Source organism: Luteibacter sp. 9135 (assembly GCF_000745005.1).
Lineage (GTDB): Bacteria > Pseudomonadota > Gammaproteobacteria > Xanthomonadales > Rhodanobacteraceae > Luteibacter.
The window spans coordinates 1,193,826-1,219,911 of sequence record NZ_JQNB01000001.1; the positions used below are offsets into that span (position 1 = coordinate 1,193,826).

General features: G+C 64.3%; 17 protein-coding genes. 13 read left to right on the top strand and 4 right to left on the bottom strand.

Annotation, left to right across the window (positions count from 1 at the left end):
* The first annotated feature begins 92 nt into the window (after positions 1-92).
* The gene (locus FA89_RS05210) at positions 93-2,366 is read left to right on the top strand and encodes a family 20 glycosylhydrolase (protein ID WP_036138883.1); all 2,274 of its coding nucleotides are present in this window, start codon (positions 93-95) and stop codon (positions 2,364-2,366) included.
* Positions 2,367-2,556: 190 nt separating this feature from the next.
* Here the strand turns inward: FA89_RS05210 and FA89_RS05215 are convergent, their stop codons facing one another.
* The gene (locus FA89_RS05215) at positions 2,557-6,840 is read right to left on the bottom strand and encodes a DEAD/DEAH box helicase (RefSeq protein ID WP_051938552.1); all 4,284 of its coding nucleotides are present in this window, start codon (positions 6,838-6,840) and stop codon (positions 2,557-2,559) included.
* Between the two features lie 149 nt (positions 6,841-6,989).
* Here FA89_RS05215 and FA89_RS05220 point away from each other — a divergent pair, with 149 nt between their 5' ends.
* The 12 genes from FA89_RS05220 (at position 6,990) to FA89_RS05270 (ending at position 21,681) form a co-directional block, all read left to right on the top strand.
* Entirely contained in the window at positions 6,990-9,209 is a 2,220-nt protein-coding gene (locus FA89_RS05220) for a glycoside hydrolase family 3 C-terminal domain-containing protein (protein WP_051938553.1), read from the top strand.
* A 144-nt stretch (positions 9,210-9,353) separates the two neighbouring features.
* On the top strand, positions 9,354-10,127 hold the full coding sequence (locus FA89_RS05225) for a transporter (protein WP_036138887.1): 774 nt from the start codon (positions 9,354-9,356) through the stop codon (positions 10,125-10,127).
* A 284-nt stretch (positions 10,128-10,411) separates the two neighbouring features.
* A complete protein-coding gene (locus FA89_RS05230; RefSeq protein ID WP_036138889.1) occupies positions 10,412-15,814 on the top strand; it encodes a hypothetical protein in 5,403 nt (1,800 codons plus the stop codon).
* Between the two features lie 20 nt (positions 15,815-15,834).
* Complete coding sequence (locus tag FA89_RS19550; RefSeq protein WP_221174280.1) at positions 15,835-16,761, top strand: RHS repeat-associated core domain-containing protein; 927 nt, start codon at positions 15,835-15,837, stop codon at positions 16,759-16,761.
* Positions 16,758-17,336: a hypothetical protein gene (locus FA89_RS20065; RefSeq protein ID WP_185754235.1), complete on the top strand. Its 579-nt coding sequence runs from the start codon at positions 16,758-16,760 to the stop codon at positions 17,334-17,336. Before FA89_RS19550 ends, FA89_RS20065 begins: the two co-directional genes overlap by 4 nt.
* 283 nt (positions 17,337-17,619) lie before the next feature.
* Positions 17,620-18,081 (top strand): hypothetical protein, encoded by a 462-nt coding sequence (locus FA89_RS20070; protein ID WP_185754236.1) that lies wholly within the window; start codon positions 17,620-17,622, stop codon positions 18,079-18,081.
* A gap of 164 nt (positions 18,082-18,245) precedes the next feature.
* Complete coding sequence (locus FA89_RS05240) at positions 18,246-18,434, top strand: hypothetical protein (protein WP_185754237.1); 189 nt, start codon at positions 18,246-18,248, stop codon at positions 18,432-18,434.
* Positions 18,435-18,511: 77 nt separating this feature from the next.
* On the top strand, positions 18,512-18,757 hold the full coding sequence (locus tag FA89_RS05245; RefSeq protein ID WP_185754238.1) for a hypothetical protein: 246 nt from the start codon (positions 18,512-18,514) through the stop codon (positions 18,755-18,757).
* A 105-nt stretch (positions 18,758-18,862) separates the two neighbouring features.
* Positions 18,863-19,938, top strand: a protein-coding gene (locus FA89_RS05255; protein WP_441295033.1) for an IS3 family transposase whose coding sequence is annotated in 2 segments (ribosomal slippage) — positions 18,863-19,121 and positions 19,121-19,938 — 1,077 coding nt in all. Because the reading frame shifts where the segments join, the coding sequence is not laid out codon by codon here.
* A gap of 69 nt (positions 19,939-20,007) precedes the next feature.
* The gene (locus tag FA89_RS05260; protein WP_036138905.1) at positions 20,008-20,316 is read left to right on the top strand and encodes a hypothetical protein; all 309 of its coding nucleotides are present in this window, start codon (positions 20,008-20,010) and stop codon (positions 20,314-20,316) included.
* Positions 20,317-20,942: 626 nt separating this feature from the next.
* Positions 20,943-21,296 carry a hypothetical protein gene (locus tag FA89_RS05265; protein ID WP_036138909.1) on the top strand — a complete coding sequence of 118 codons (354 nt, stop codon included), beginning with the start codon at positions 20,943-20,945 and terminating at the stop codon, positions 21,294-21,296.
* 82 nt (positions 21,297-21,378) lie between these two features.
* Positions 21,379-21,681: a hypothetical protein gene (locus FA89_RS05270; protein WP_185754240.1), complete on the top strand. Its 303-nt coding sequence runs from the start codon at positions 21,379-21,381 to the stop codon at positions 21,679-21,681.
* Positions 21,682-21,701: 20 nt separating this feature from the next.
* Here FA89_RS05270 and FA89_RS20075 read toward each other — a convergent pair whose 3' ends face one another.
* The 3 genes from FA89_RS20075 to mprF form a co-directional block, all read right to left on the bottom strand.
* Positions 21,702-21,869: a hypothetical protein gene (locus FA89_RS20075; protein WP_185754241.1), complete on the bottom strand. Its 168-nt coding sequence runs from the start codon at positions 21,867-21,869 to the stop codon at positions 21,702-21,704.
* Between the two features lie 628 nt (positions 21,870-22,497).
* Complete coding sequence (locus FA89_RS05280) at positions 22,498-23,274, bottom strand: AcvB/VirJ family lysyl-phosphatidylglycerol hydrolase (RefSeq protein WP_036138913.1); 777 nt, start codon at positions 23,272-23,274, stop codon at positions 22,498-22,500.
* Between the two features lie 20 nt (positions 23,275-23,294).
* A complete protein-coding gene (gene mprF / locus FA89_RS05285; protein ID WP_051938554.1) occupies positions 23,295-25,877 on the bottom strand; it encodes a bifunctional lysylphosphatidylglycerol flippase/synthetase MprF in 2,583 nt (860 codons plus the stop codon).
* Between the last annotated feature and the right edge of the window lie 209 nt (positions 25,878-26,086).

Genomic DNA, 26,086 nt, shown 5'->3' on the forward strand with positions numbered 1-26,086 from the left:
TGACGTTTCCCCGAGGCTCGCCTCCACTTTCCACCGGCATCGGCGTTCGCCACAATCGACGATGCCGTTTCCCGCACCTTTCGGAGTCATCGATGCGCCGTACCCTCCTGCTCGTCCTGGTTGTCGGCCTCAGCGCCTGTGCCCAGCAGCCACCCAAACGCGATGCGGGCCCCATCGACGACACACCGCTTTCCCTCATCCCGCAGCCCGCGCACATGCAGCGGCTGCCGGGGCGCTATAAGCTCGACCCGAAGGCGGCCATCACCGTGACGCCGGGCGATAGCGCGGCCCGGCATGTGGCCGCTCAGTTGCAGGGGTGGGTCCGCCAGGCGCGTGGTATCACCCTCGCCATCGTCGAAGGCAAGCCGCGCGGCGGCATCGTGCTGGCCACCAGCGCGGCGATCAAGGGCCGCGAAGCCTACACGCTGGATGTGGACGGCAACGGTGTGCGCATCGCCGCCAACGACGAGACCGGTCTTTACTACGGCGCGGTGACCTATGCGCAACTGCTGACCGACCCCGCCGCCCAGGCCGGCGTGCCGGGCCTGCATATCGTCGATGCGCCGCGCTTCGAATGGCGCGGCCTGATGCTCGACTCCAGCCGACACTTCCAGTCGGTGAGCGAGATCGAGCACCTGCTCGACCAGATGGCGATGCACAAGCTCAACACGTTCCACTGGCACCTCACCGACGACCAGGGCTGGCGGCTGCAGATCACCAAATACCCGAAGCTGACCGAGATCGGTGCCTGCCGCAAGACGGTCGGCCCCGATATCGCGCTGACCGGTAGTGCCGATACACCGTATTGCGGCTTCTACACGCAGGACGAAGCGAAGCAGATCGTCGCCTATGCGGCCGAGCGACACATCACCGTCGTACCGGAAATCGAGATGCCAGGCCATGCGCAGGCCGCTGTCGCTGCGTATCCGAAGCTGGGCAACGGCAAGAAGTTGACCGTGTCGTCCGACTGGGGCGTCAACACCGCGCTGTTCAACACCGACGACGCCACCTTCGTGGTCCTGCAGGACGTGCTGGACGAGGTGATGGCGATCTTCCCGTCCACGTATATCCATGTCGGTGGCGACGAGGCGGCCAAGGACGAGTGGGAACACTCGAAATCCGTGCAGGCACGGATGAAGACCCTGGGCATCACCGATGAAGAGAAAATGCAGGGCTGGTTCGTCGCGCGCATCGGCGATTACCTGGAAGCGCACGGCCGTCGTCTGATCGGCTGGGACGAGATCCTCGACGGCAAGGTGCCGGCCAGCGCCACCGTCATGTCGTGGCGCGGTACCGCCGGAGCGATCAAGGCCGCCAATGCCGGGCACGACGTGGTCATGGCGCCGTCGCCCACGCTGTACCTTGATCGCCTGCAGTCCACGCTGCCCGACGAACCGGCAGGGCGTCCTTCGGGACAGACGCTGAAAACCATCTACGACTTCGACCCCGTGCCCGCTGGCATCGCGCCGGACAAGGCGCAGCACGTGCTCGGCGAGCAGGTCACCGTGTTCACCGAATACCTGCCGGACTGGTACAGCACGCAGCATGCGATCTTTCCGCGCATGGCGGCGGTGGCCGAGCGCACCTGGTCGCCCAAGGCCGACTGGAACAGCTTCATCGCGCGCCTGCCCGCGCAGATGGCGCGCTATCGCGCGGCGGGCATCGTGCCGGCCGACGGGGTGTTCGCCGTGGCCATCGCCAGCGAAGCCGCGGTCGACGGCAAGGCGCGCGTCACCCTGTCCAACCAGAGCGGCTACGGCACGATTCGCTACACCACGGACGGCACCGCACCCACCTCGCAGTCCACCGCGTACACCGCGCCGTTCGAGGTGGCGTTGCCGACGACCGTGCGCGCCAATACGTTCCAGAACGGCTTTGGCCTGGCCGGCCCACGCGATCGCAGCATCGACGCGGCGTCGCTCCTGCATCGCACCAGCGACGGACTCGACACCTGCACCGACAAGCTGGCGTTGCGGCTATCCGCGGTCAACGCGGTGGACGGTGCGCGCCCGGTCCACAAGGTGGACATCATGGACACCTGCTGGATGTGGAAGGGCGTGAACCTCGATGGCCGCTACGGCATCGACATCACGGTCGACCGCCTGCCCTACAACTACGCCCTGTGGAAGGACGCGGCCGGCATCGTGTCGCGCAAGGCACGCTCGGCGGCTGGCGAGATCGAGGTACACCAGGACACCTGCACCGGCCCGAAACTCGCCACGCTGCCACTGGCCAAGGCGAAGGACGGCCGCGCCACGCTGCAAGGCACGCTACCCAAGCGCGAAGGCACGCACGACCTCTGCTTCGTCATCACCGGCAAGCCCGGCCCGAAGCTATGGGTGATCGGGGATGTACAACTGCGTTAAGAAGCAAACAGCCATGTAGGAGCGCACGATGTGCGCGATAGCCGTGCCGCACCGTCGAGCGATGAAGCGCGCCGTCGAACGATGACGTTGAACGGTGGGGTCGCCCGATGGGTGGGCGCGTCGCCGCGTTGTTGGTTTTTCGCGCACATCGTGCGCTCCTACCTACGGCGGCAGGTGGGTGGTGGAGGGATCAGGCGAACGCGGCGGGGAATGTCGCGTGGCGTTGCAGGGCCTTGCGGGCGTCGCGCTCGTCGTCGCCTTCCAGGGGCGTGAGCGCGACGAACTTGCCGGCCATCATGGCGGCCAGCGGCACGCCGTCGCGGATGGCGATGCGGTTGCCGATCACCGCGGGCACCTTGGCGCCGGCGATGATGGCACCGATCAGGTTGGCTGGGTCCGTGCCGGCGATGCAGACGATATCGCCGTCGTGGTCGCGATGGCGGATCTGGCGCAGCGCCGGCAGTGCCTCGGGCAGGGCGAACTGCTCGCCGACCAAGCCGTCGACGAAGCGGCCCCCGCGGATCTCGCCACGGGCTTCCAGTCGGTGGTACACACGCCGCAACTCGCGCCACGACGGCAGCCAGCTGGCCTCGCGTTCCAGAATCTTCCAGCTGACCACGCCGTAACGCCGAAGCAGCGTGCGGGCGATGTGCTCCAGGCCATCGGCGTCGTTGCGCTCGTCGCGCGGGCGCCGCGCCAGCGACCACCGGCCCGCGTCCTCGATGCCACTGAGCATGTGTCGGCGGCTGCGTCGCTGGCGGCTGCCGCTACGCTTGGCGGCGGGCAGCAACAGCGCGCGCAAGCCGGCGAAGCTGTCGGCGGTGACGCGTCCGGCCGCCACCAGTTCGCCCAGCGCGTCTTCCAGCTCCGTGCGTAGCAGGCGGGTGGTCGTGGCGATCTCGTCGAAGAACAGGGCGCCGTCGTCGCGCAGTGCGTCTGCGACGGCCTGCGCACGCGACGACAGCGCGGTTTCGCCCTCGGCAAACGGCACGGCGGCGGACCAGATCGGCAACTGCCGCCGCGGCAGCAGCACGATGGGCGTGGCGCGTACCGGCCCGCCGCTGCCCGTGCCCAGACGCAGCCGGCTCCACACCACGCGTCCCGCGCGGCAGAGGTCGTCCAGCCAGCCGATGCCGTAGTCGCCCACCCGCGCGGGCAGCAGTTCCGCTTCCCAAGCACCCGCGGCCGCTTCGAAACCCTCCAGCTGCGCGATGACGCCGGCCAGCGCATCGGGGCCGGCCACCTGAGTGGCGCGGGTCAGGTGCTGCCAGTCGAGCAGGAAGCGCAGGTAGTCGCGTGGCGCCACGGGCTCGATCTCGCGCCGCAGCCGACCGATCGTGTAGCGGTGGATACGGGCCAGCAGGTGACGCTCGCACCATTCGACCTCGGTAACGCCGGGCGAAAACGGCCCGCGCATCACGTAGCCCTCGGTTTCCAGCGAGGTCAGCGCGGCCTCCACGTCGCCCGCGGCGACGCCCAGCGACGTCGCAAGCACGGCGGCCGGCACCGGGCCGAGCCCACCCAGGCGTCCACGCACCAGATCGATCAGCGCCGCGTCGGCTGTCCAGGCCTGGGCCGCGTAGTCCGCCGGCGCCACGATGGCCGGCGCCAGCATGGCCTGCGGATGCACCGCATGCCATGCGGGCAAACGCTCCGCGGCGATCCACAGCGTCGTGCCGCCGATCGTCATCGCGGTGGCGCGGGCATCCTTCGCCAGGGCGGTCAACAACTTTTTCCAGCCCGGCTCGCGCGTGGCTTCGTCGGCCGTGACCGCGCCGAGCTGCACCAGCGCCTCGTGCATCTCGTCGGCGCTGCGTGCTTCCGGCCAGGCTTCCTCGCGCACCGACGCGATGGCCTCGGCATCCAGCCGGCCCAGGTCGTCTGCCGTTTCGGCGGTGTTCCAGCGGCGCGACTGCACGGCATGGGTGCGTCGTTCTTCCAGCGGCGCATCGTCGAGGAACGCGTACGGCGCCGCACTGAGCACTTCCGCCGCGAGTGGCGAGGGCGTGGCCAGGTCACGCGCGACCATGGCTATGGTGCCCGCTTCCAGGCCCCGCAGAATGGTGAGTAGCCCTTCGCTGTCCATCGCCTCGTGCAGGCAGTCTTCCAGTGTCTGCTTCACCAGCGGGTGGTCGGGCACCTCGCGCTCGCCGACGAGGTTCTCCGCACAGGCCACCTGGTCCGGGAACACCGTGGCCAGCAGATCCTCGCTCTTCATGCGCTGCAACTGCGGCGCGACCTTGCGACCGCCGGTGAACCGCGGCAGCGCCAGCGCCGTCGTGGCGTTCCAGCGCCAGCGCACGCCGAACAGCGGCGCATCCAGCAAGGCCTGGATCAACACGTGCTCGGCTGAATTCGAATGCAGGTAGCGGGCCACCTCGTCCAGCGGAAAACTGTGACTGGTGGACAGCGACAGCACGATAGCGTCTTCCGTCGCCGCGGCCTGCAGTTCGAAGTTGAACTTCCGGCAGAACCGCTTTCGCAATGCCAGGCCCCACGCGCGGTTGATGCGGCTGCCGTAGGGTGTGTGGATGATCAGCTGGGTGCCGCCGGATTCGTCGAAGAACCGTTCCATCACCAGCGTCTCGCGCGTGGGCAGCGCGCCCAGTGCCGCGCGTGCACGGAACAGGTAGTCGACGATCTGCTCGGCCGCGGCGCGTGACAGGCCCAGGTCGTCCATCAGCCAACGCAGGGCGCCGTCACGGCCGCCCTCGTCGAACTTGGCCGAGATATCCGTGCGCAACCGCGACACGCCGATCGACAACTCGTCCGTACGCCCGGGCGCCTCGCCCAGCCAGAAAGGGATGTTCGGCGGCTGGCCCTGCGCATCCTCCACGCGCAGGCGGCCCATCTCCACGCGCATGATGCGATAGGAGCGGTTGCCCAGCTGGAACACGTCGCCGGCCAGGCTCTCGACCGCGAAGTCCTCGTTGACGGTGCCGACCACGGTGGACTGCGGCTCCAGCACGACGTTGTAATCGCCCGTCTCGGGAATCGTGCCGCCCGAGGTCACGGCGGTGAGTCGCGCGCCGCGCCGTTCGCGCAGGCGCTTGTTCACCGCATCGCGATGGATATACGAGCCACGCGGCCCCACCCGTGTGGTGAAACCGTCGGCCAGCATGCGCACGGTGTCGTCGAACGTCGCGCGTGGCAGGTCGTGGAACGGATACGCGCGGCGGAACAGGTCGAACAGCGCGTCCTCGTCCCACTCCTGGCACGACACCTCGGCGACGATCTGCTGCGCCAGCACGTCCAGCGGCTGGTGCGGCATGATCAGCGCGTCCAGTTCGCCACGGCGCACGCAGTCCAGCAGCGCGGTGCATTCCACCAGATCGTCGCGCGAGGTCGGGAACAGACGCGCCTTCGGTGTGCCACCCACGGCATGGCCGGCCCTCCCGGCCCGTTGCAGGAAGGCGGCGATGGAGCGTGGCGAGGCGATCTGGCAGACCAGGTCAATGTCGCCGATGTCGATGCCCAGCTCCAGCGACGCGGTGGCCACCAGCGCGCGCAGCTGGCCCGCCTTCAGGCGTTGCTCGGCATCCAGGCGCTGCTCGCGCGACAGGCTGCCGTGGTGCGCCGTCACCGCGTCGCGACCCAGCCGCTCCGACAGGTGGCGCGACAGCCGCTCGGCCATGCGCCGCGTGTTGACGAAGATCAGCGTGGTGCGATGTTGCTCGATCAGGTTGGCCAGCCGGTTGTAGACCAGCTCCCACATGTCGTTGGACATGACGGCCTCGAGCGGCACGGGCGGCACCTCCAGTGCCAGGTCGCGCCGACGTGCGTGGCCGATGTCGACGATGGCGCAGTCGTCCGTGGCGCCACCGGTAAGGAAGGCCGCCACCTTCTCGATCGGCTTCTGCGTGGCGGACAAACCGATGCGCGTGATGCGTCGCTGTGCCAGCGCTTCCAGGCGCTCCAGCGACACCGCCATGTGGCTGCCGCGCTTGCTCGCCGCCACGGCGTGGATCTCGTCGACGATCACCTCGCGCACATGGCTCAGCATGGCGCGTCCCGACGCCGAGCCGAGCAACACGTAAAGCGACTCGGGCGTGGTGACCAGGATGTGTGGCGGTCGCCGTTTCATCCGCTCGCGTTCCGATGCCGGGGTGTCGCCCGTGCGCACGGCGGTGCGGATCTCCAGGTCGGGCAGGCCCTGCTGGCGTAGTTGCTCGCGGATGCCGGCCAGCGGTGCCTCGAGGTTGATCCGGATGTCGTTCGACAAGGCCTTGAGCGGGGACACATAGAGGATGACGGTGCGGTCGCTCAGCCCGCCGTCGCGCACCCCGTCGCGTACCAGCATGTCGATGGCGGAAAGGAAGGCGGTCAGGGTCTTGCCTGAGCCCGTCGGCGCGGCCACCAGCGTGTGCCGCCCGGAGCGGATCGCCGGCCACGCGGCCACCTGCGCCTCGGTGGGCGCCGGAAAGGTCTGCGCGAACCAGCCGGCGACGGCGGGGTGGAAGGCGGCGAGCGGCATCGACTTTTGTGAATTCATTGAACCACTTAAGTGGGGTCGCGGGGCGGGACGGTCAAGGTTTCAGCTTACGCCGTCCGGGTCTCGTGGGTTGCGATGAAACCGTTACTTGGCGATGGTGTAGGCCTGTCCCCCGGATCGAATGGAAGATCATGTCCGCTACCCTGCGCCGCTCCGCCCTCGCCTTTGCCGTCGCCGCGGGCCTTACCGCCTCCGTCGGCGCAGCCACGCCGCCTGCCCGTCCCTGGATGGATTCTTCGCTGTCGCCGGACCGCCGGGCCGAACTGCTGGTCGCCGCGATGAACGACGATGAGAAATTCCGTGTGATCCGGGCAGACTTCGGCCTGGCCAGCGACAAGCATGGCGTGCCGGACGGCGCGGTCGGTGGCGCGGGCTATGTGCCTGCCCTGCCCCGGCTCGGGCTGCCTGCCATCAACGAGACCGACGCTGGCCTGGGCGTCAACAAACCCGGCATCGACGGCAAGGGTGCGATTTCATTGCCGGCCGGCCTGGCGACCGCAGCAAGCTTCGATACCACGGTGGCCCACGCCGGCGGCAGGATGATCGGCGGCGAGGCGCGCGGCAAGGGTTACGGCGTGCTGCTGTCTGGTGGCGTCAATCTGGTACGCGACCCCCGCAACGGCCGCAACTTCGAATATGCCAGCGAAGATCCGGTGCTGGCCGGCACGATCGTGGGCGCCGCGATAAAAGGCATCCAGGAAGCGAAGATCGTCGCCACGGTGAAGCATTTCGCCATGAACGACCTGGAAACCGGTCGCAACACGCACAGCGCCGAGATCGATCCGGTCGCGATGCGCGAGTCCGACCTGCTGGCCTTCCAGATTGCCATCGGTCACGGCAACCCCGGTTCCGTCATGTCCTCGTACAACCGCATCAACGGCACCTACGCCGGTGAGGACGACTGGCTGCTCAACCAGGTGCTGAAGCAGGAATGGGGCTTCAAGGGCTTCGTCATGTCCGACTGGGGTGGCGTGCACAGCGCCGGCAAGGCGGCACTGGCCGGCATGGACCAGGAATCGGCTGGCGAGGTTTTCGACAAGGAGTTGTACTTCGATCAGCCGCTGCGCAAGGCCATCGCCTCGGGCGAGGTGCCCAAGGCGCGCCTGGACGACATGGCGAAGCGGATCATGCGTAGCCTGTTCGCCCACGGCGTCATCGACGATCCCATTCCGACCAAGGTCGTAACCCCGGTGCCCTACGTCGCCGACCGCCGCATCGCGCGGGACACGCTGGAGGCCGGTGCCGTGCTGTTGCGTAATGAAGGCGGCCTGCTGCCGCTGTCGCGCAAGGGGCAGTCGGTGGTGGTCGTCGGTGCGCATGCCGACAAGGGCGTGCTCGCCGGTGGCGGTTCCTCCACCGTCACCGACGAAGGCGGCGACCCGGTGCCGGGTCTCGAGCCGACCGGTTGGCCGGGTCCGGTTCGTTACCACGCCTCGGCACCGCTCACTTTCATGAAGCAGCTGGGTGACAAGGTCAGCTTCGATGCCGGCACGGACCCAGCCGCCGCCGCCAAGGCCGCCGCGGCGGCCGATGTGGCGGTGGTCTTCGTTTCCAAGTGGGCCGCCGAATCGTACGACGCACCGGACATGTCGCTGGCGCCCGCGGATGATGCGCTTGTCGCGGCCGTCGCCAAGGCCAACCCGCACACGGTGGTGGTGCTGGAAACCAACGGCGCGGTGAAGATGCCCTGGCTTAACCAGGTCGGCGGCGTCTTGCAGGCCTGGTTCCCCGGCTCCGGCGGTGGCGATGCCATCGCGCGCTTGCTCTACGGCGAAGTCTCGCCATCGGGCCGCCTGCCGGTCACGTGGCCCAAGGACGAATCGCAGCTACCGCGCCCGACGATCCAGGCCGCCGGCCTGGGCAACAAGGACGCGCCGGCCGACACCATCGACTACAACATCGAAGGCGCCGATGTCGGCTACCGCTGGTTCGAGAAGACCCACCGCGACCCGCTGTTCGCCTTCGGTTATGGCCTGACCTACTCGCGCTTCGACTACAGCGACTTCGCCGTGGACAAGGACGCCAAGGGCCAGCCGGTGGCGCATGTCACGGTAAAGAACACCGGCAAGGTCGCCGCGGCCGACGTGCCCCAGATCTACGTGACCGCCCCCGGTGCGCCGACGAAGCGCCTCGCGGGCTGGAGCAAGGTGGCCCTGAAGCCTGGCGCCAGCCGCCGTGTCGACATCCCGCTGGAGCCGCTGGCACTGGCGCGTTACGACGCGAACGGCAAGCGCTGGCGCGTGGCCCCCGGCAATTACACCGTGCGCCTGGGCCGCTCGGCCACGGACATCGCCGGCGAGAAGACGGTGACGGTGGCGGAGAGCTTCCCGGTCATGAAGGCGCCGAACTGAGGCATCTCGAGGGGTCTGCAGGCAAACCCTGCAGGCCTCCGGCCCGGGGGGTAGGAGCCCACGATGTGGGCGATCCCGCCAAGCCGCACGCCTCTTCATTGCCACCTCCACACGACAACGACGCCCCACGGGCACAATGCCCGCATGAACCTACGCCCTGCCCTCACCGCCGCGTTACTCCTCGCCATCGCAGCGCCAGCTTTTGCCGATGCCCCCGACTTCGACCGCCCCGGTGCCGGCTTCGCCACCAGCGTGCTGCCCGCTGGCACACTGGCCCTGGAACAAGGGCTGCCGTCATACCAGCGGCAACGCCAGGACGGCTACCTCGATCGCACCTATACGGCCGACAGCGTCATCCGCATCGGTCTGGGTGGACCAGCGGAGTTGCAGGTGGCCGGCTCGGCCTGGAACCGGCTGGAAGAGCGCGGCATGGGCTCACGCCGACACGCGGTGGGCCACGGCGACACCAGCGTCGGCCTCAAGATCGCCCCCGGTGGTGCCAACGATGGCGGTAACTTCAGCTGGGCGGCGCTGGGTAATGTCACGTTCGCGAATGGCGACAAGGACTTCGGCAATGGCGCCCGGGAAGTCAGCCTGGGTGCCACCGGCCAGTGGCAGGTCGACGAGACCCATCAGAACACGCTGTATGCCAACGTGGACCGTCTGAAGGGTCGCAACAGCTGGACACTGGCACCCACCTTCGGGCGCAAGTTCGGTGAGAACTGGATGGCCTACCTGGAAGCGGACGCCATCCATGACGCCGAAGACGGCAACGAAGTGCAGGCGGGCGGTGGCGTGGCGTACACCATCGGTGACCATGCGCAGTTGGATGCCTATGCGTTGCACCGGATCGGTAGGCATGGGCCGTCGATGATTGCGGGTCTGGGCGTGTCGGTCTTTTTCGGCGGTACGCGTTGAGAACGTAGCCGCACCTGTGTAGGCGCACGCCATCGTGTTGTGTAGGGGAAGGACTACAACTAATAGGCATCATGCTTGGTAAGCGATTGCCGCATCTGCGTTTCCTGCCGAAAAGACCCAGGCTCGTCCGTCCTGCCTGTGTCTGCCTTGCCTTGACGCTGTAAAAAAGAGACGCCTACATTCCCCGCCCTGAGCAGTCGCTCACGGTCAGGGGAAGCACGATGACAGGGTCCAATCAGGGGAGGGCGCTGATCGTGCGCTCGTGGGCGCGTATGGCGCTCGGGATGTCGATGATCGTCGCGCTGGCGCTGCCCTTCGCGGCAAGTGCGCAGACGACGGTCAAGCCCGAAGACGAGTACAAGAAGCTCATCAAGGTCAACGAAGACATCCAGCCGTTGGGCGACACGCCTTTCGGCGAGAAGATCAGCCTCTACGACGGCTCCCTGTCCTTCTCTCAGACCGATGTATCGCTGACCGGCACCGGCCCGGCACTGACGCTGGGCCGCAGCTTCAGTTTCCACGGCGTCGAGGATCGCCCCGACCTGCAGGCGCGTGCCTTCGGCGATTGGGACATGGACCTGCCGCAGATCTTTACGGTCACGGCCCAGCAGAACAACGTCCCGGGCTGGCGGGTCGCAGCGAGCAACCCGGGTGCCATCTGCTCAAGCTTTGGTCCACCCCCTAGCGTGGCAGCGCCCAACGGGGACTCCAAACGCTCGGACTGGGAGCCGCAGACCTGGTGGCAGGGCTACCAGCTACGAATCCCCGGCCAGGCCAGCCAGGACCTGCTGGCGCGCTCGACGGCCAACACGGCCACACCCGGCGTCGCGGGCCTGACCTATCCGATCGTGACCCGCGGTAACTGGGCGGTGGGTTGCCTGGCGCATGCTGCCAACGACACTGCGATCGAGGGCTTTCTCGCGGTCTCCCCGGATGGCACGAAGTACTGGCTCGATCACATCGCCTATCGCTACATGCCGTCGCTGACGCGGCCGCTGGGCTCCAGTCCGGAAGCCGCGCGTTCCGGCTTCCATGTGTTCGCCACGGCGGAAGATCTACTCCTGCGTCGCGAAGGCCGGATGCTGGTCACGCGTATCGAGGACCGGTTCGGCAACTCGGTGACCTATACCTACAGCGGCGACGATGTGACGGACATCGCCGCGTCGGACGGTCGCCATGTGACGCTGACCTACGAGAACGATGCCAGCACAGGTAGCAGCAGCCATCGGGTGAGCACGATCACCGAGCAAGGCGGTGCCGCTGGCAACCGCACCTGGACCTACAGCTACGTCAAGTCCACCGCCAACCTCGTCTACACCCTGACGTCGGTGCAGCAGCCGGACGGCAGCAGCTGGGGCTACAACTTCGATCCGTTCAACGGGGCCTGGGTGGATTCGCGTGAGTCCGGCGGCACCTGCGCGGCCGTGGGCGTGCCTGGCAACGTAGGCAGCACGTTCACCGCGACGGTCACGCATCCGTCGGGCCTGGCGGCGTCTTACACCGTCGCACCGCTCAAGCGCGGTCGCTCTTATGTGCCCCAGCAATGCATGGCCGGCCCGAACATGGCCGCCACACCGAACGGCCCGAGCACCTGGGCGGCCGTGCCCAACGCGTCGTATGGCATGGCGATCAGCCAGCGCACGCTCTCGGGCACGGGGCTTCCCGCCAGCGGCTTGTCCTGGAGCTACAGCTACTCGCCCGCGAATGAAAGCTGGTCCAAGGACTGCACCTCGACGGCCTGCGCCACCCAGGTGTCCACGGATGTCAGCTATCCGGATGGCCATCTGGAACGGAGCACGTTCTCCAACCGCTACGACTGGACCGAGAGCCAGCTGCTGAAGGAAGACGTCTACGACAGTGGCGCCTCGTCTGCGATACGCCGCTCGACGGCCTACGCCTACGTCAATCCGACGCCGGCCCAGGATGCGCGGTCCGGCGCCTATGCCCACCCGTGGGGCTATGCGCCGCAGCAGCGCGTCAACACGGCGCAGTTGCAGGAGCAACTGCCGAAGGCTACGCAGCAGATCACGATGGACCCCTCGGCCAGCACCACGCCGGACGTCTACGCCTGGAACGCCACCGCGTTCGATGCCTTCGCGCGGCCGCAGGATGTCACCCGGTCCAACAATTTCGGTTACAGCGTCAGCGATCGCTCTACCTACACCGATAACGCCGGCCTCTGGGTGATCGGCCTGCCAGCGCAGTCGATCAACCTGAGTACGGGCGAGACGGTCAGCCAGATGCTCTACGACAGCGGCACGGCCACGCCGACCGAGCGCGACCGGTTCGGGGTGAAGGTCATGGGGTATACCTTCAGCGCGCAAGGCCAACTTGCCAGCTTCACCGACGGCAACGGCAAGACCACCACGCTGGGTAACTACACCCGCGGGATTCCCACCAGCATCGGCTACCCGGACGGCACCAGCCAGGCGGTGGCGGTCGATGGCCTGGGCCAGATCGCGGCCATTACCGATCAGGCCGGCGCCACCACGAGCTACGGCTACGACGCGATCGGGCGCATCGCACGCATCGACTATCCCACGGGCGACAGCGTGGCATGGGCGCCCAAGACCTATAGCTACGTCTTCTCTCCTGATGCCCGCGGCATGGGCGGCAACCATTGGGTGCGAACCGCGACGCAGGGCAACCTGAGTCAGCGGACGGATTTCGATGTCCTGTTGCGCCCCGTGATCTCGACGCAATCGGATGCGGGCAGCGGACTGTCCACCTCTTCGCGCACCGACTACGACTGGGCGGGTCGAAAAACCTTCGAATCCTATGCGGTCTCCGGGACACCGGATCGCGCCAGCATGGATACCGGAAGGGCAACGGCTTATGACGTCCTGGGTCGGCCTGTGACCAGCATCCAGGCCTCGGAGCAGGGCAACCTCGTTTCCACCATGGCGTATGTCACGGGCGGTGCGAGGCGTGTGGCGGACGCTAATCAGAACCTCACCGTTTCGCACTTCCAGGCTTTCGACACGCCGAGCATGGATGCGGTCGTGCAGGTTGACGCGCCGGAGGGTGTCTCTCAGGTCATCAGTCGAGACCTTTATGGCAACGTGCTTTCGCTCACGCAGGGCGGTGTCACGCGCACGATGACCTATGACGCGCAGCACCGACTCTGTCGTTCATGGGAGCCGGAAACAGGCAGCACCATGGCGGCCTACGACGGCGCCGACAACGTGGTCTGGAGCGCGGCCGGTCAGCCGTTCAACGGCACCGGGTGCGGCTACGACCAGGTCGCCACGGCGGCCCGCACCACCAATGCCTACGACGCGATGAACCGCGTCACTTCGGTGTCCTATCCCAATGGCACGCTGGCCACGAGCTTCACCTACGACGCGCTGGGTCGGCCCGCGACGTCGACGTCGGCCACCTCGTCCAGCAATGCCAACAGCACCGGTACCGTAGGCTGGTCCTACGGTCGCAACAAGCTTGGCCTGCTCACCGCCGAAGCCTTGTCGGTCGATGGCTGGTCCTGGACGCTGGGCTACGGGTATGACGCCAATGGCCACCTGGCCAGCGTGCAGTATCCCGATGGCAACACCGTGGCGATGGCGCCCAACGCGCTGGGTCAACCAACGACGGCGGGTTCGTTCGTCAGCGGCGCGACGTATTTCCCGGACGGTGCGGTGCAGGCCTACACGCTGGGCAACGGCGCGCTGTATTCGGCCAGCATGAATGCGCGGCAGTTGCTGTCCAACTTCAGCTTCGGCACGTCCGCCAAGATCGCGGTCAGCGAAGACTTCGGCTACGACAAGGTGGGCAACATCCTGTCGATTACCGACCAGTCGGGTTCGGCGCAGCGCACCCGTGCGATGACCTACGACGGCCTGAGCCGCTTGGTGTCGGCCACCGCCTCCAACCTGTGGGGCAGCGAGACCTACACCTACGACACGCTGAACAACCTGCGCAGCCTGACCAACAGCAATGGCAGCAACACCTACAACTACGACGTCAACAACCTGCTGAGCACGATCAGTAACAACGGCGCCACCGTGCACAGCTTCAACTACGACGCCCAGGGCAACACGACGACCAAGGACAGCCAGGCGATGACCTTCGATCTGGCCAACCGGCTGCTCTCGGTCAACGGCAAGGCCGATTACCTGTATGACGCTACGGGGCACCGGGTGAAGGCGGTCACGTCGTCCGGCACGACCTACTACGCCTACAGCAGCAGCGGTCAGCTGATGTGGGAGTACGACAACGGCAGCACCAACGGCACCAGCTATGTCTACCTCGGCAAAACCCTTGTCGCCAGTCGGAAGGCTACGACGTCGGTGGTGATGGGCAACATTGATGGAGTGACGACGGGGGCGAATGCCACCATCACCGGCTGGGCGTGCGCCAGTGGTCTAGCGGCATCGATCGATGTGCATCTGTATGTGAGTTCTCCGGGTGAAGCAGCCACCATGGTCGGCGGGTTCACGGCGAATCAACTCAGCGAGGCGGCCGTGCAGACGGCGTGCCACTCGAGCGGGACGAAGCATCGCTTCAGCATCCCGCTGACAGAGGCCCAGCGTGTTCAGTATGCCGGTAAGGCCATCTATGTGTACGGCATCTCGCAGACGGGCGGCTACAACAATGCCCTGGCCCAGTCCGGAAGCTTCGTTGTCCCGCCATCCACGCTGGCGCCTTCCTCGCCCTCCTCGGTGACGGCTACGCCTGCCAGTGACCTGTCGAACATCGCGGTCAGCTGGCCAGCCACCACCAATACGACGAGCTACAAGGCGGAGTACTCCATAAACAATGGTGGCTGGTCGTTGCTTTATAACGGCACGGCGCCCAATACGTCGTGGGGTGCCCCGGGTGACGGCATCTACCAGTTCCGCGCCTCGGCATGCAACGCCAACGGATGCAGTTCGCCCACCACATCAAACGCGGTCACCATTGCCCATATTCCGCCTGCCCCGGCCAGTATCAGCGTGCCCGCCAACTCGACGGGCGCCGTGGCGGTGAGCTGGCCCGCGACGACCTATGCCACCTCCTACCAGGTGGACCACAGCAGTGATGGCAACTGGACCAATGTATGGTCTGGGACTAATACCTCCACGACCGTGTCCGAAGGTGCGTCGAGCAACTGGTGGTATCGGGTGCGTGCGTGCAATGCGAACGGTTGTGGCGGCTACGCGACCAGCGGTGCGGTAAGCGTGATGCGGACACCGGGGACTCCGACCATCACCGGTGGTGGCACGAGTAACACGGGCGCCTACACCATCAGCTGGTCTGCTGTAAGTGATGGAACTAGTTACAACCTTGGCGAGTCGGTCAACGGGGGTGGCTTCCAGCGTGTCCAATGGAACGCGGCAACCAGTTGGTCCGTTTCAGGTCGTGGCAATGGAACTTACGCCTATCAGGTTCAGGGGTGTAACGATCTGTCGTGCGGACCCTGGAGCAATGTGACCACCGTAACGGTATCCCTCGTGCCATCGGCACCGGCGGCGCCGACTTTCACTACGACCTACCACGGTCCGACCAAGCCCACGGTGCTGGTCAAGTGGACGGCGCAGGCATCCGCTACGCGCTACGAGCTCATGGAGAACAACACCCTGGTCTACAACGACTCGGGGCTGTCCTACAGCTCGCTGCAGCAACCCGGCGTCACGCTGACTTACAAAGTGCGCGCGTGTAACGCCGTGGGCTGCTCCGCCTACAGCCCGTCCAACAGTGTGAGCCCGTGATGACCCGGCACAGGAGCGTGATGATGGAAACTTCCGCGATGTCGATCGTTCGTCGTTGCTTGCGGCCGGGGTCGGCGTGGCTGACAGCATTGCTGCTTTTGATGGCGATGGTTTGCGCGAGCATGGGCGTTGCCCATGCGGCGGAGACGATCACCTACTACTACACGAGTCCGCAGGGGACGGTGCTGGCGAAGGCTGATGCGTCGGGGAATATCCTCAGTAGTGCGGATTACCGTCCTTACGGCACGCAGGCGCTGGGTACGCCGGAGCAAGGGCCGGGGTATACGGGGCATGTGAACGATGTGGATTCGGGCTTGGTCTACATGCAAGCCCGATACTACGACCCGAGCGTCGGCCGGTTTCTTTCAGTGGATCCGGTCGAGCCAAAGCTTGGCGATATTTACAATTTCAACCGGCAGGCCTATGCGAACAACAACCCAAGTAGCCGCATGGATCCAGATGGAAAGGTTACATGTGATGACAATTCATGCACCCTTGAAGCAACAACGATCGCCGGTAGGGGTCTAGAATACATTTACGTCGGTACGATTGTGGCTGCTCGCCTTATTCAAAATGCGCTTACAGATAGTTCGCCACACTCACAGCAGTCACAGAGCAATACAGATGGTCAAGTTCACGTTGCACCAGCTCTACCAACTGGACTAATCGGTGATAAGCCACGCGAAACAGGGAAGTATGGCGGTACCGCAATTGGCACGTCATTACCATCCGACAAGTTTGCTGACACCGTAAAGAAGCTGACCGGGGGAGCTCTCACCACTCCCGACAGCAAAGGACGAAGCATCGCCCCCAACGGAGTTAGCGTTCGGACAGGTGGCAAGGACGGGCCGAGAATCGAGGTTCCTGCGAATGACTCCAAACCAACAGAAATCATTCATTTTCCGGAAGATACTCCTGTTCCCGATGACCTGAAGCCAACTCAATGAAAATATGGAAAAGTTTTTTCCCGGGAAGCGATGATGTTGAGATTCTCGGCGCGATTAAGGGTGGCTCGTACTTTATCGATGGCGACAACAACCCAAAGTGGGAGTCGGTATATTTCCGAAGTGGCAATGAAGAATGGATTGCACTTACTTGGAACTATTTCGATATTGAGTTCAAGTTTGAAACTTTCGGAATTTCACGAGAAGTGGTGAGGAAGGTCCCGACGGCTTTGCTCGACGTAGGAAGCATCCCTGAGTTTGAAAAAATAGATTTTTGTGTCAGGACAGAATGGACAAGGCCAGCTAGTCCAGGCGAGGTCCCGTCGCACTATGAGCAGGTTATCGAGGAGGCTGGACGCCTAGCGCAGGTGCCCGCCGACGCAATATCTGCCGGTACATCTCTATATGCAATAGTGTTTCGTTCAATCAACGGCGACTCAGACGTAATGATAAGCATTGATGACAACATAAGATTCAGTCTCAAATCAGTGACTGGATCTGCGAAGATTGCGGCTATCCTCCAATCATGTGACGTATTCACGTCTGCTGAACTCCTCGCTTGGCAGCCTCCTCTCTAGGGAAGCTCCGAACAATTTTCACTGTCTGAGACGGCACATGCTTTGCTGATCCTGATCGATGCCCGACCAACTGATTTTCGGCACGCAAGCCTATAGCTCTTTCGAAACGCACCGCAAGCCGACCCGACGCGACGATTTCCTAACTGAGATGGACAGGGTCGCCAAGATTTTTAATGGGGGGAGTTTTCAAAAATCTGCGGACCTACGAGTGATTTCTACTACGGCGTGCACAAGGCTCACTGTCGTGAAATTGAGTTTCGATCAGGGTCGGAGTCCATGACTGATGTTGAGATCACTTGCAGACCGTGCCGAGTTGCGTGGCTGGATCACCTTGTCTGGTGACGACCCTGAACAACCTTTTGAAGATGCTGTCGGTCGCGCCTGCAAATTCTTTTCTACTCCGACTACACAGCCCTTTTCTTGCCTGAAACCACCCGCGAAGCATGCGCTCTGTCGGCAGGAAACGATTCGCGGCCGTTTTGCCATGTTCTTGACGATTCCAGACCCAGCGGATTGTTTCTCCGACGCCGGGTCCTTCGGAGGACTGGTGGCGACGGGTGCCGATGATCCAGGTGCCATCGCCTCTTTTCTGATGCAGGACGACCACGCCGGGGCATCTTGTGAGCTTGCCCGGTCCTTGGTCATGGTTCCTTTCATCGGGATGGACTGGAAGGAGGCGCTGCCGGTGGGTTCCAGCGTGGCGGAGTTCCTCGATGTGCTTTACGAGTACAGGTTGTATGAGTGAACCTTTCTAAGGCCGAGCCTTTTCCTCCTTGCTCGCTGTTGTAACGCGACGATCTGCAGGCTTCATTCAAACGCTGTTTTTTACAGCAACGAGAAGTCAGGAATGGAATGAGAGTGCGAATCAGCCAGAGGCAATACGAGCTTCTGAAGACGTCGGAAGAAACGATGACGTTACTTCCCTCATTCCTTGTTGCCGGCCCCGACCTCGTGTTGGAGGGAACAGGCTACGCCTTGTCCGAGTTTCGCGACGCATGCGAAGATGTTTTGATACGGCTTGGTCTGGACGAGAGCTATTATCCCAACAGCGATGGGGTCTTACTGGAAGACTTGATCGACAAGATGTTCGAAGGTTAGTCGAGCCATTCAGTCCATCGCAGCAGACTATGAGTGGCCGCATACCGTCGGACATCCAAGGTGCCCGTACATCGATCATGAAGAATGTTCTACTGATCCTGCTGTGGCTTCCGATGATCGTGCTGGGTCACGTTCTGTCGGCACTGATCTTCAGGCAAGGGTCCTTGGTGAGCTATGTTTTCTTTATTGCGTGGCCAATTGCGAATTTCTGGGCTGCTTACAAGCTGTGTCGGAAGGGGCACGACATCCTGGTCATACGATTAGTATCCTTCGTCATGGTGGAGCTTGCGGCGCTAGTCGTCTTGCTCACCTATGCCGCATGAGGAGATCCGGTTTCGCTGGTTCGCTTGCGGTTCCGTTCGACGTCCCCCCAAATTTGAGTAGCGCTCCGGTTTCGAGTTCAATCCCCCACGAGAAGGAGATTGGACGTGAAGAAGCGTTTTTCCGAAGAGCAGATCATTGGCTTCCTGCGCGAGGTCGAGGCAGGCATGCCGGTCAAGGACCTGTGCCGCAAGCACGGCTTCAGCGAGGTCTCGTACTACCTTTGGCGAAGCAAGTTCGGCGGCATGAGCGTACCCGAGGCCAAGCGGCTGAAGGATCTGGAGTCGGAGAACGGCCGGCTTAAGAAGCTGCTGGCCGAGCAGCTCCTGGAAAACGAGGTCATCAAGGAAGCTCTGCGAAAAAAATGGTGAGCGCACCGGACCGGCGCGAGCTGGTGCGCTACTTGATCGGCAAGGAACTGAGTGAGCGTCGGTCGCTGGCGATCGCCGGCATGAGCGCAAGCGCTTACCGATACGAACCGCGGCCCGACCGCAACGTCTCGCTGCGCGAGATGATTTGCGCGCTGGCGAATCGCCACAAACGCTACGGCGTTGGCATGATCTACCTGAAACTCCGCCAGGCCGGACAGATGGTCAATTACAAGCGAGTTGAGCGCCTGTACCAGGAGGCGAATCTGCAGGTGCGCCGGCGGAAACGGAAAAAGGTGCTTCCGGCCGACAGGCAGCCACTGCTCCGGCCCGCGGTCGCGAACGAGGTTTGGTCCATCGATTTCGTTTTCGACCGCACCGCCGAAGGGCGCGTCTTGAAGTGCCTGACGATCGTCGATGACGCCACGCATGAGGCAGTCGCCATCGAGATCGAGCGGGCGATATCAGGCGTCGGCGTAACGCGCGTCATGGACCGCCTGGCGGTCACTCGGGGCCTACCGAAAATCATACGCAGCGATAACGGAAAGGAGTTCTGTGGCAAGGCCATGGTCGCATGGGCGCACGAACGCGGCGTACAGCTGCGCCTGATCGAGCCCGGCAAGCCGAATCAGAACGCGTACATCGAATCATTCAACGGAAGGCTTCGCGATGAATGCCTCAACGAACACTGGTTTCCCAGCCTGCTGCATGCCCGAACCGAAATCGAAAACTGGCGACGGGAATGCAACGAGGAGCGACCGAAGAAGGCACTCGGCGGACTGACTCCCGCTGCCTACGCGAAACAGTTACATTAATCCTGAACTCAAGATCGGACCGCTACTGAAGGCGGGGGGACGTCGCGTTGAAGCGAGGACGTGTCAGTGATGAAATCCCAGCTCGTGCTCCAGTGGTGTGAACCGAACCTTCCGGACTTCGATCAGCTTATCGCCATCGAAGAGTCACTGATCGCTGTCATCGGTCAATATGGGGAGATTGACGGTCACGATGTTGGAGCGGCGGAGTGCGATATCTTTATCGAGACCCACGAACCGATGAATTGCTTCGACGCACTCCGGTTGGCATGCGGAAGGGCGTCCTGGTTCGCTATGCTAACAGCGGGATATCGCCGTCTGGATGAGCTGGCTTACAACCCTGTCTGGCCTGCCGGTATGGTCAGCTTCAAGTTGGCGTAATCCAAATATGCCCTCAACGTCTTTGCCGCATTCCATCGAGTCGCTATGTCAAAAAACCTTGATGTAAAAGAGCGCGGCCCTTTTCCATTTCACTCACCTCCATGAGTCTTACTTGTTCGCTGCACTGTTGTGGTATCGGTCATGAGTGCGCCTGACTACGGGGCATACGGATTTTTTCTTGGAAGCGCACCTGGCATCGCTTACGGCTTATGGAACCTATCTCGCGTTCAGCGGGTTGTGAAGGAAGCACAAAGGATCGCTCGCGATCACGGCGAGTGGTTGGATGTCGATTCTTCCCCGTCGATTCGCTTCGACTACATATTCAGGCCTAGGCACTTCAGTCGCCCGGAAGACGGTGTTGGCGTTCGTCTGGCAAAGTCACGGCTGCTTTCGATTAGGCGCAGGCGTTGCGTCGCCATGTGGCCAGCGCGCTTCTTGCGGCCATCGGAGCCTTTTTGGGTGTCATTGCGGCTGTCGGCGTAGCATCCGGCCCATGAGGTAGATTATCTCCGGTCGCTCTCGCGATTCGTCAGATGCGCTGCGATGATACCCATCGACCATCGACCATCGACCATCGACCATCGAGGGAGCGGTCTGGCTTCAGATCACGAAGGATGTTTAAGGCAATGCAAATCCAAAGATTTCCATGGAAGGCCGGCCTGGCATTGGCAATCTCGTTCGTCGTTCACTACCTCGTCTACGCCTACCGATTCATGTGGTACTTGAGCTATCCGGATTTCGTCATGCTCATAGAGATCTACCTTGCCTTTATGGCGATTGTCGTCGCCGAATTCATCTTTGCTCCGACGTGGTGGCTCATGGGGTCTACAGCCTTTGCTTTAATGTTCATGCCAGCCGTCGCCCGTATCAACTACATACTTCCCGTCGGAATACTCTTTGGTGTAGTTGCGCTTGTATCGGCATGTCCATTCGTTGCAGTAGCTCTTTTGAGGACGCGTAAACACACCGAAATTGTGTAGTCCTCCCCCGACAGACGTAAGCCAACCCCTCCTGAGAAAATAGCCCACGGCCCACCGGGCGGCCCCTGTCAGGAAGCGAACCGTGCATACGATGGATGAGATCAACTCAGGGGTCCTTACCCTCTTCGACGGGGGCCAGCCCGCTTGCCATGTCCTCCCGAGCAACCTCGTCGGCTGGACCAAGCAAGGCAACGCCCTGACCGTCATGCTGCGGGTGACCGGAGCGACGCGCGATATCGTCGAAGCGGTGCAAGTCTCCGTGGCCCCGGCCAACGCCGAGGCGCCTGCCGTGCTGGCGTCGTGGATTCCTCCGGGCTCGCCCGACCAGCTTCGGCAGGCGCATGCCAAAGCGACCGTTGCCGCCCCAGGATCGCGCCAGGCCTGACCGGCATCGCGGACGACGGCCTAGCCCGGTCGGTTCGCCCGCCGCATCGCGCGCACGACCAGCGCCGTGCCGGCCAATCCGATCAGCAGGCCCACGCCACCGCCCCAGAGCGAGCCGGGACGATCGTCGATCAGGTAGCCCAGCCCAAAGCCGAGCAGCGCGAAGAGGGGAATCGGTAGGCAGCCCATCGGGCGATGCTACAAAAAAACATGGCCCTCGCGCTCACGCGGAGGGCCATGACGACCGTCCCTGGGTTGGGTGGTCAGACCACCAGAACGCGGCCCGGCGAAGCCGGCGCAGCGTCACCGCCGATGAAGGGGGGGATCGATCCTGATTCTAGGGACAGACGGCATCCTGCCGTCGGATCGGTCATCGGCGATACGTTGGCCCGCCGGTATAAGCCGGTGGGCGTAACGCTATCTTCCTTGGCTGGTCCGATGACGGATATAGGAGGATTCTTAAAGTTGGCTGCTATTTTCCCTACAAGAGCGCCAGCTTACCCTTACGTAGAGGCGCGCTTGCCGCGATCCTGGACGCCGGGCACGACGACTCGGCTGCCCTCCGGACGATCCTTGTGCTTGCTGCCCGCAGGCCTTGCCTGGGGCGAAGAAGGCGGCAGACCGCGACTGGCCAGGCTGCGCAGATGCGCGCTGTCGGACGAACCGTAATCGCGTTTTCCCGGTGTGCGTTGCATAAAACCTTCTCCAGTCGGACTCCCCGCCTTACGAGCAAGTTGCACCGAAAAGACGAAAATTTGAGTGGCGCGACGGTGAAGGTTCCGTGACAGCCGAAAACGTGCCAGGCGCCTTGAAAAAGTTAAGGCGACGTGGAGGCCTTCGGCGGCATGCGCTGCAGTAGCTCAGTGGCTAGCGCTTCGTAGTTCTCGTCGAAGTGGTGCGAGCCCGGCTTCTTGTATACGGTGACGAACGACGGCAGCTTCGGATCGGTGCAGCCGCTGTCGTCCGCGTCCTCGGTGCCGTAGTAGCAGGCCATCGGTGGCCGGCCGGCCAGCGCCAGGATGGGCGGGATGGCATCGGTATGCACCACGGGATTCAGCCACTGCAGAAAGTTGTGGGTGTGGGTGGTCCACCAGCCCTGCTGCATGTAGCCCTCGAGTTCGATCTCGAAATTCACGTCGCGGCTGGCCGACAGCAGCACCAGCTGGGCCAGCTTCGCCCGGTTGTCGGGGCGCAGACGGCCGACGATGGTGGGCAATACGTCCGCGCCGAACGAATAGCCGATCAGCAGAACGCGCTGCTTGTTCCACTGTTTTGTGTAGCGGTCCAGCAGGCCGTCCAGGTCGTGGGCGGATTCATCCGGCGAGCGGTAACGCCAGAAGTACTTGAAGGTGCTGACCCCGGCCACGGGCAGGCCTCGACCGGTGAAGACCGCACCCAGGCGCTGGTCCAGGTCCCACCAGCCGCCGTCACCGGAATAGATGACCACCAGCAGGTCTTCCTGTCCGGCCGGCGCCGCGGCCAGTGCCGGCAGCTCCACGGTGGATTTTTCCATCGATGCGTGGGTCCAGGGGTGCCAGGCCAGCAGGGCCAGCACGATGGCACCGGCCACGCACGACAGCACGATACGCAGCACGTTCCTCTTCTTTGGCGTGCTCACCGGCGCACCACGCCGCCCAGGCCGCCGGAGATGAGGCTGGCCACGTTGGCCAGCGCCAGGGGCAGCGCGATGCCGCCGGGTACCGCGATATAGCGCGGCTCCCACTCGGGATCGAACTTCTCCTTGTAGCGATGCAGGCCACGGAAGTTGTAGAAGCGCTCGCCGCGACCGAACACCATGGCGCCGAAGCGGCTCCACAGGGGCGCGGTACGGCGGTTCTGCAGACCCGACAGGGGGGCCATGCCCAGGTTGAACCAGCGGTAGCCCTGGGCCTTGGACCAGGACATCAGCTCGATAAACAGGAAATCCATGATGCCGGAGGGGCCCTCGGGAAGGTGGCGCATGAGGTCGACGGACGCTTCTTCCATCGACTCGGTAAGGAACATGTTGGCGAAGGCTACCGGCTGGTCGCCCTGCCACACCACGGCCATCGGCGTGCGGGATAGATAGCGTTCATCGAACAGGCCCAGCGAGAAGCGCTTCTCGCGTACCTTCTTGTCGCCCATCCAGACATCGGAGATGACCTTCAGGCGGGGCAGCAGCGCGGGCACGTCCTCCACGGGTACGATCTCCATGCGCAGGCCGTCACGTTGCAGCTTGTTGACCGTGCCGCGCAGCGTCTTCTTCGACTTGCCGTCCAGGTTGAAGGTCTCCAGGCGCACGCGGGCTTCCTCGCCGATCTTCAGCAGACTCATGCCCACGTCGAGGTAGAGGTCCAGGTCGGCCGGGCGTACCTGGTAGAACAGCGGCCAGCCGCCGGCGCGCTCGCATTCCTCACGGAAGCTCCAGACCAGTTCGCGGCGGGCGTCCTCGTCGGTGCCCACGGGGTCGCCCATGGCCACCCAGCTGCGTCCTTCCACGTCGTACATGATGAAGGCACGGTCGTCCGGCGCAAAGCGCAGCATCTTGTCGCCGACCAGCGCCAGATGGGCCTGGGCGGAGTCGAACGACTTGACCAGGGGCAGCACGCGGGCCAGCTCGGCGTCGCCGGGGCGGGTGCGACGGGCGCGGGCCGGGCGGATCAGGTTGGCCAGGCCGAACAGCAAAAGTGCGGCCGTGGCGCCGACCAGCGCACGCAGCGCGCGCGGTGCGCCACCGTGATGGAAGCTGAACTCCCACCAGAGGTTGTTGCTGTATTCGACGTGCTTGAAGCTGAAGAACACCAGCCAGGTGGAGCAGGCCAGCACCGCACCGATGGCCAGCACCCAGCCCGGCGAGAAGCTGGCACGGAACAGCGAGGCCCGGCGATAGAAGTGCCGGTGGGCCGGTGCCAGGGCCAGGGCCAGCAGCGACAGCAGGGTGGCTTCCTCGTAGTCGATGCCCTTGAGCATGGACAGCACGGCGCCCAGCACCAGCAGCACCAGCGTCAGCACGTAGGCGGCGTCCAGCCGCCGTTGCAGGCCGCGGGCCAGGATCAGCAGCATCATGCCGACCACGCTCGAGAGGAAGTGCGATACCTCCACCAGCGGCAGCGGCACGAAGCCGCGCAGGATCTCCATGCGGCCGGGGATGGCCAGCGTGGCGCCGGAGAACAGCAGCACCGCGCCGGCGACCAGGGTCAGGCCGGCGAAGAATGGCGGCAGCAGTCCGCTGAACCAGGGCGCGATCATGGCCGCATGGCGCAGCGCGCGGATCTCGCGCCAGATCACCAGCACGGTGGCCACGCCCAGCGGCAGCAGGTAATAGACGGCGCGGAACGCCGCCAGCGAGCCGAGGATGGGCGCTTCCAGTCCGTGGTTGCCGGTAGCGCCGAAGCCGGCAAGCATCACCGCCTCGAACACGCCCAGGCCGCCGGGCACGTGGCTGATCAGGCCCGCCATCTGGGCGAGCACGAAGATAGCCAGGAAGTGGCCGAAGCCACCGGAGATCGCCTCCGGCATCAGCACGTAGAGCACGCCCGAGGCGAGGCCCCAGTCCAGCGCACCGATCAGGATCTGCCGGGCGGCCATGGCGGGCGTGGGCGTGGCGATCTCCCAGCGCCACAGGCGGATGGGCCGGCGCACGGTAAGCGACACCACGAACCACGCCAGCGGCACCAGCGACAGCACGATCGCCAGAGGAATCCGCAGGCCCGACAGGGGTACCTCGGGCGGAATCGGGACCGCCAACAGGGTGACGCCCGTGATCGCCGCCAGGCCCAGCCAGAAGCTGAGGGTGGTGTAGAGCACCACGCGGGCGATCTCGCCGGGGGTCAGCCCGGCCTGCACGTAGAAGCGGTAGCGGATGGACCCGGACACCAGCAGCGACATGCCCAGCGCATTGGAGAACGCATAGCTGATGAAGGAGATCAGGCCGACCCGGGGGGCCGGCAGCCGCTTGCCCACGCTGGCCAGCCCGAACCAGTCGTACAGCGTCATCACGGCGAACCCGGCGCCGGTCAGCAGCATGGCAAGGGCGATATCGCTGTTGGGCAGCGCATGCACGTAGCCGCCGATCTGGCGATAGGTCACCTCGCTGGCCATGGCCTTGAGCGCCCACAGCGCCAGGCATAGCAGCACGACAGACAGCAGGGGACCGCCCGCGCGACGGAACAGGGTGACGTAGAGCGCCGGCTTGCCGGCTAGCGGCTGGTCGTTCATCGGGAGCTCCGCCCTTGTTTCTTCTCCCACAGTGCCGTGGCTCCCACAGATATGAATCGTAAGGCCGGGTAGGGTGCCACAAGGCACGTTCGCGCGGCAGATCGGCTTTTCCTACGGGGTCACGATAGCCGACATCGGGGGCCAAAGCTCGATCTAAGCTTCGGGAAAGCCTCACGTAAGCCCACCTGCTTACCCTCGTGGCCGAACCC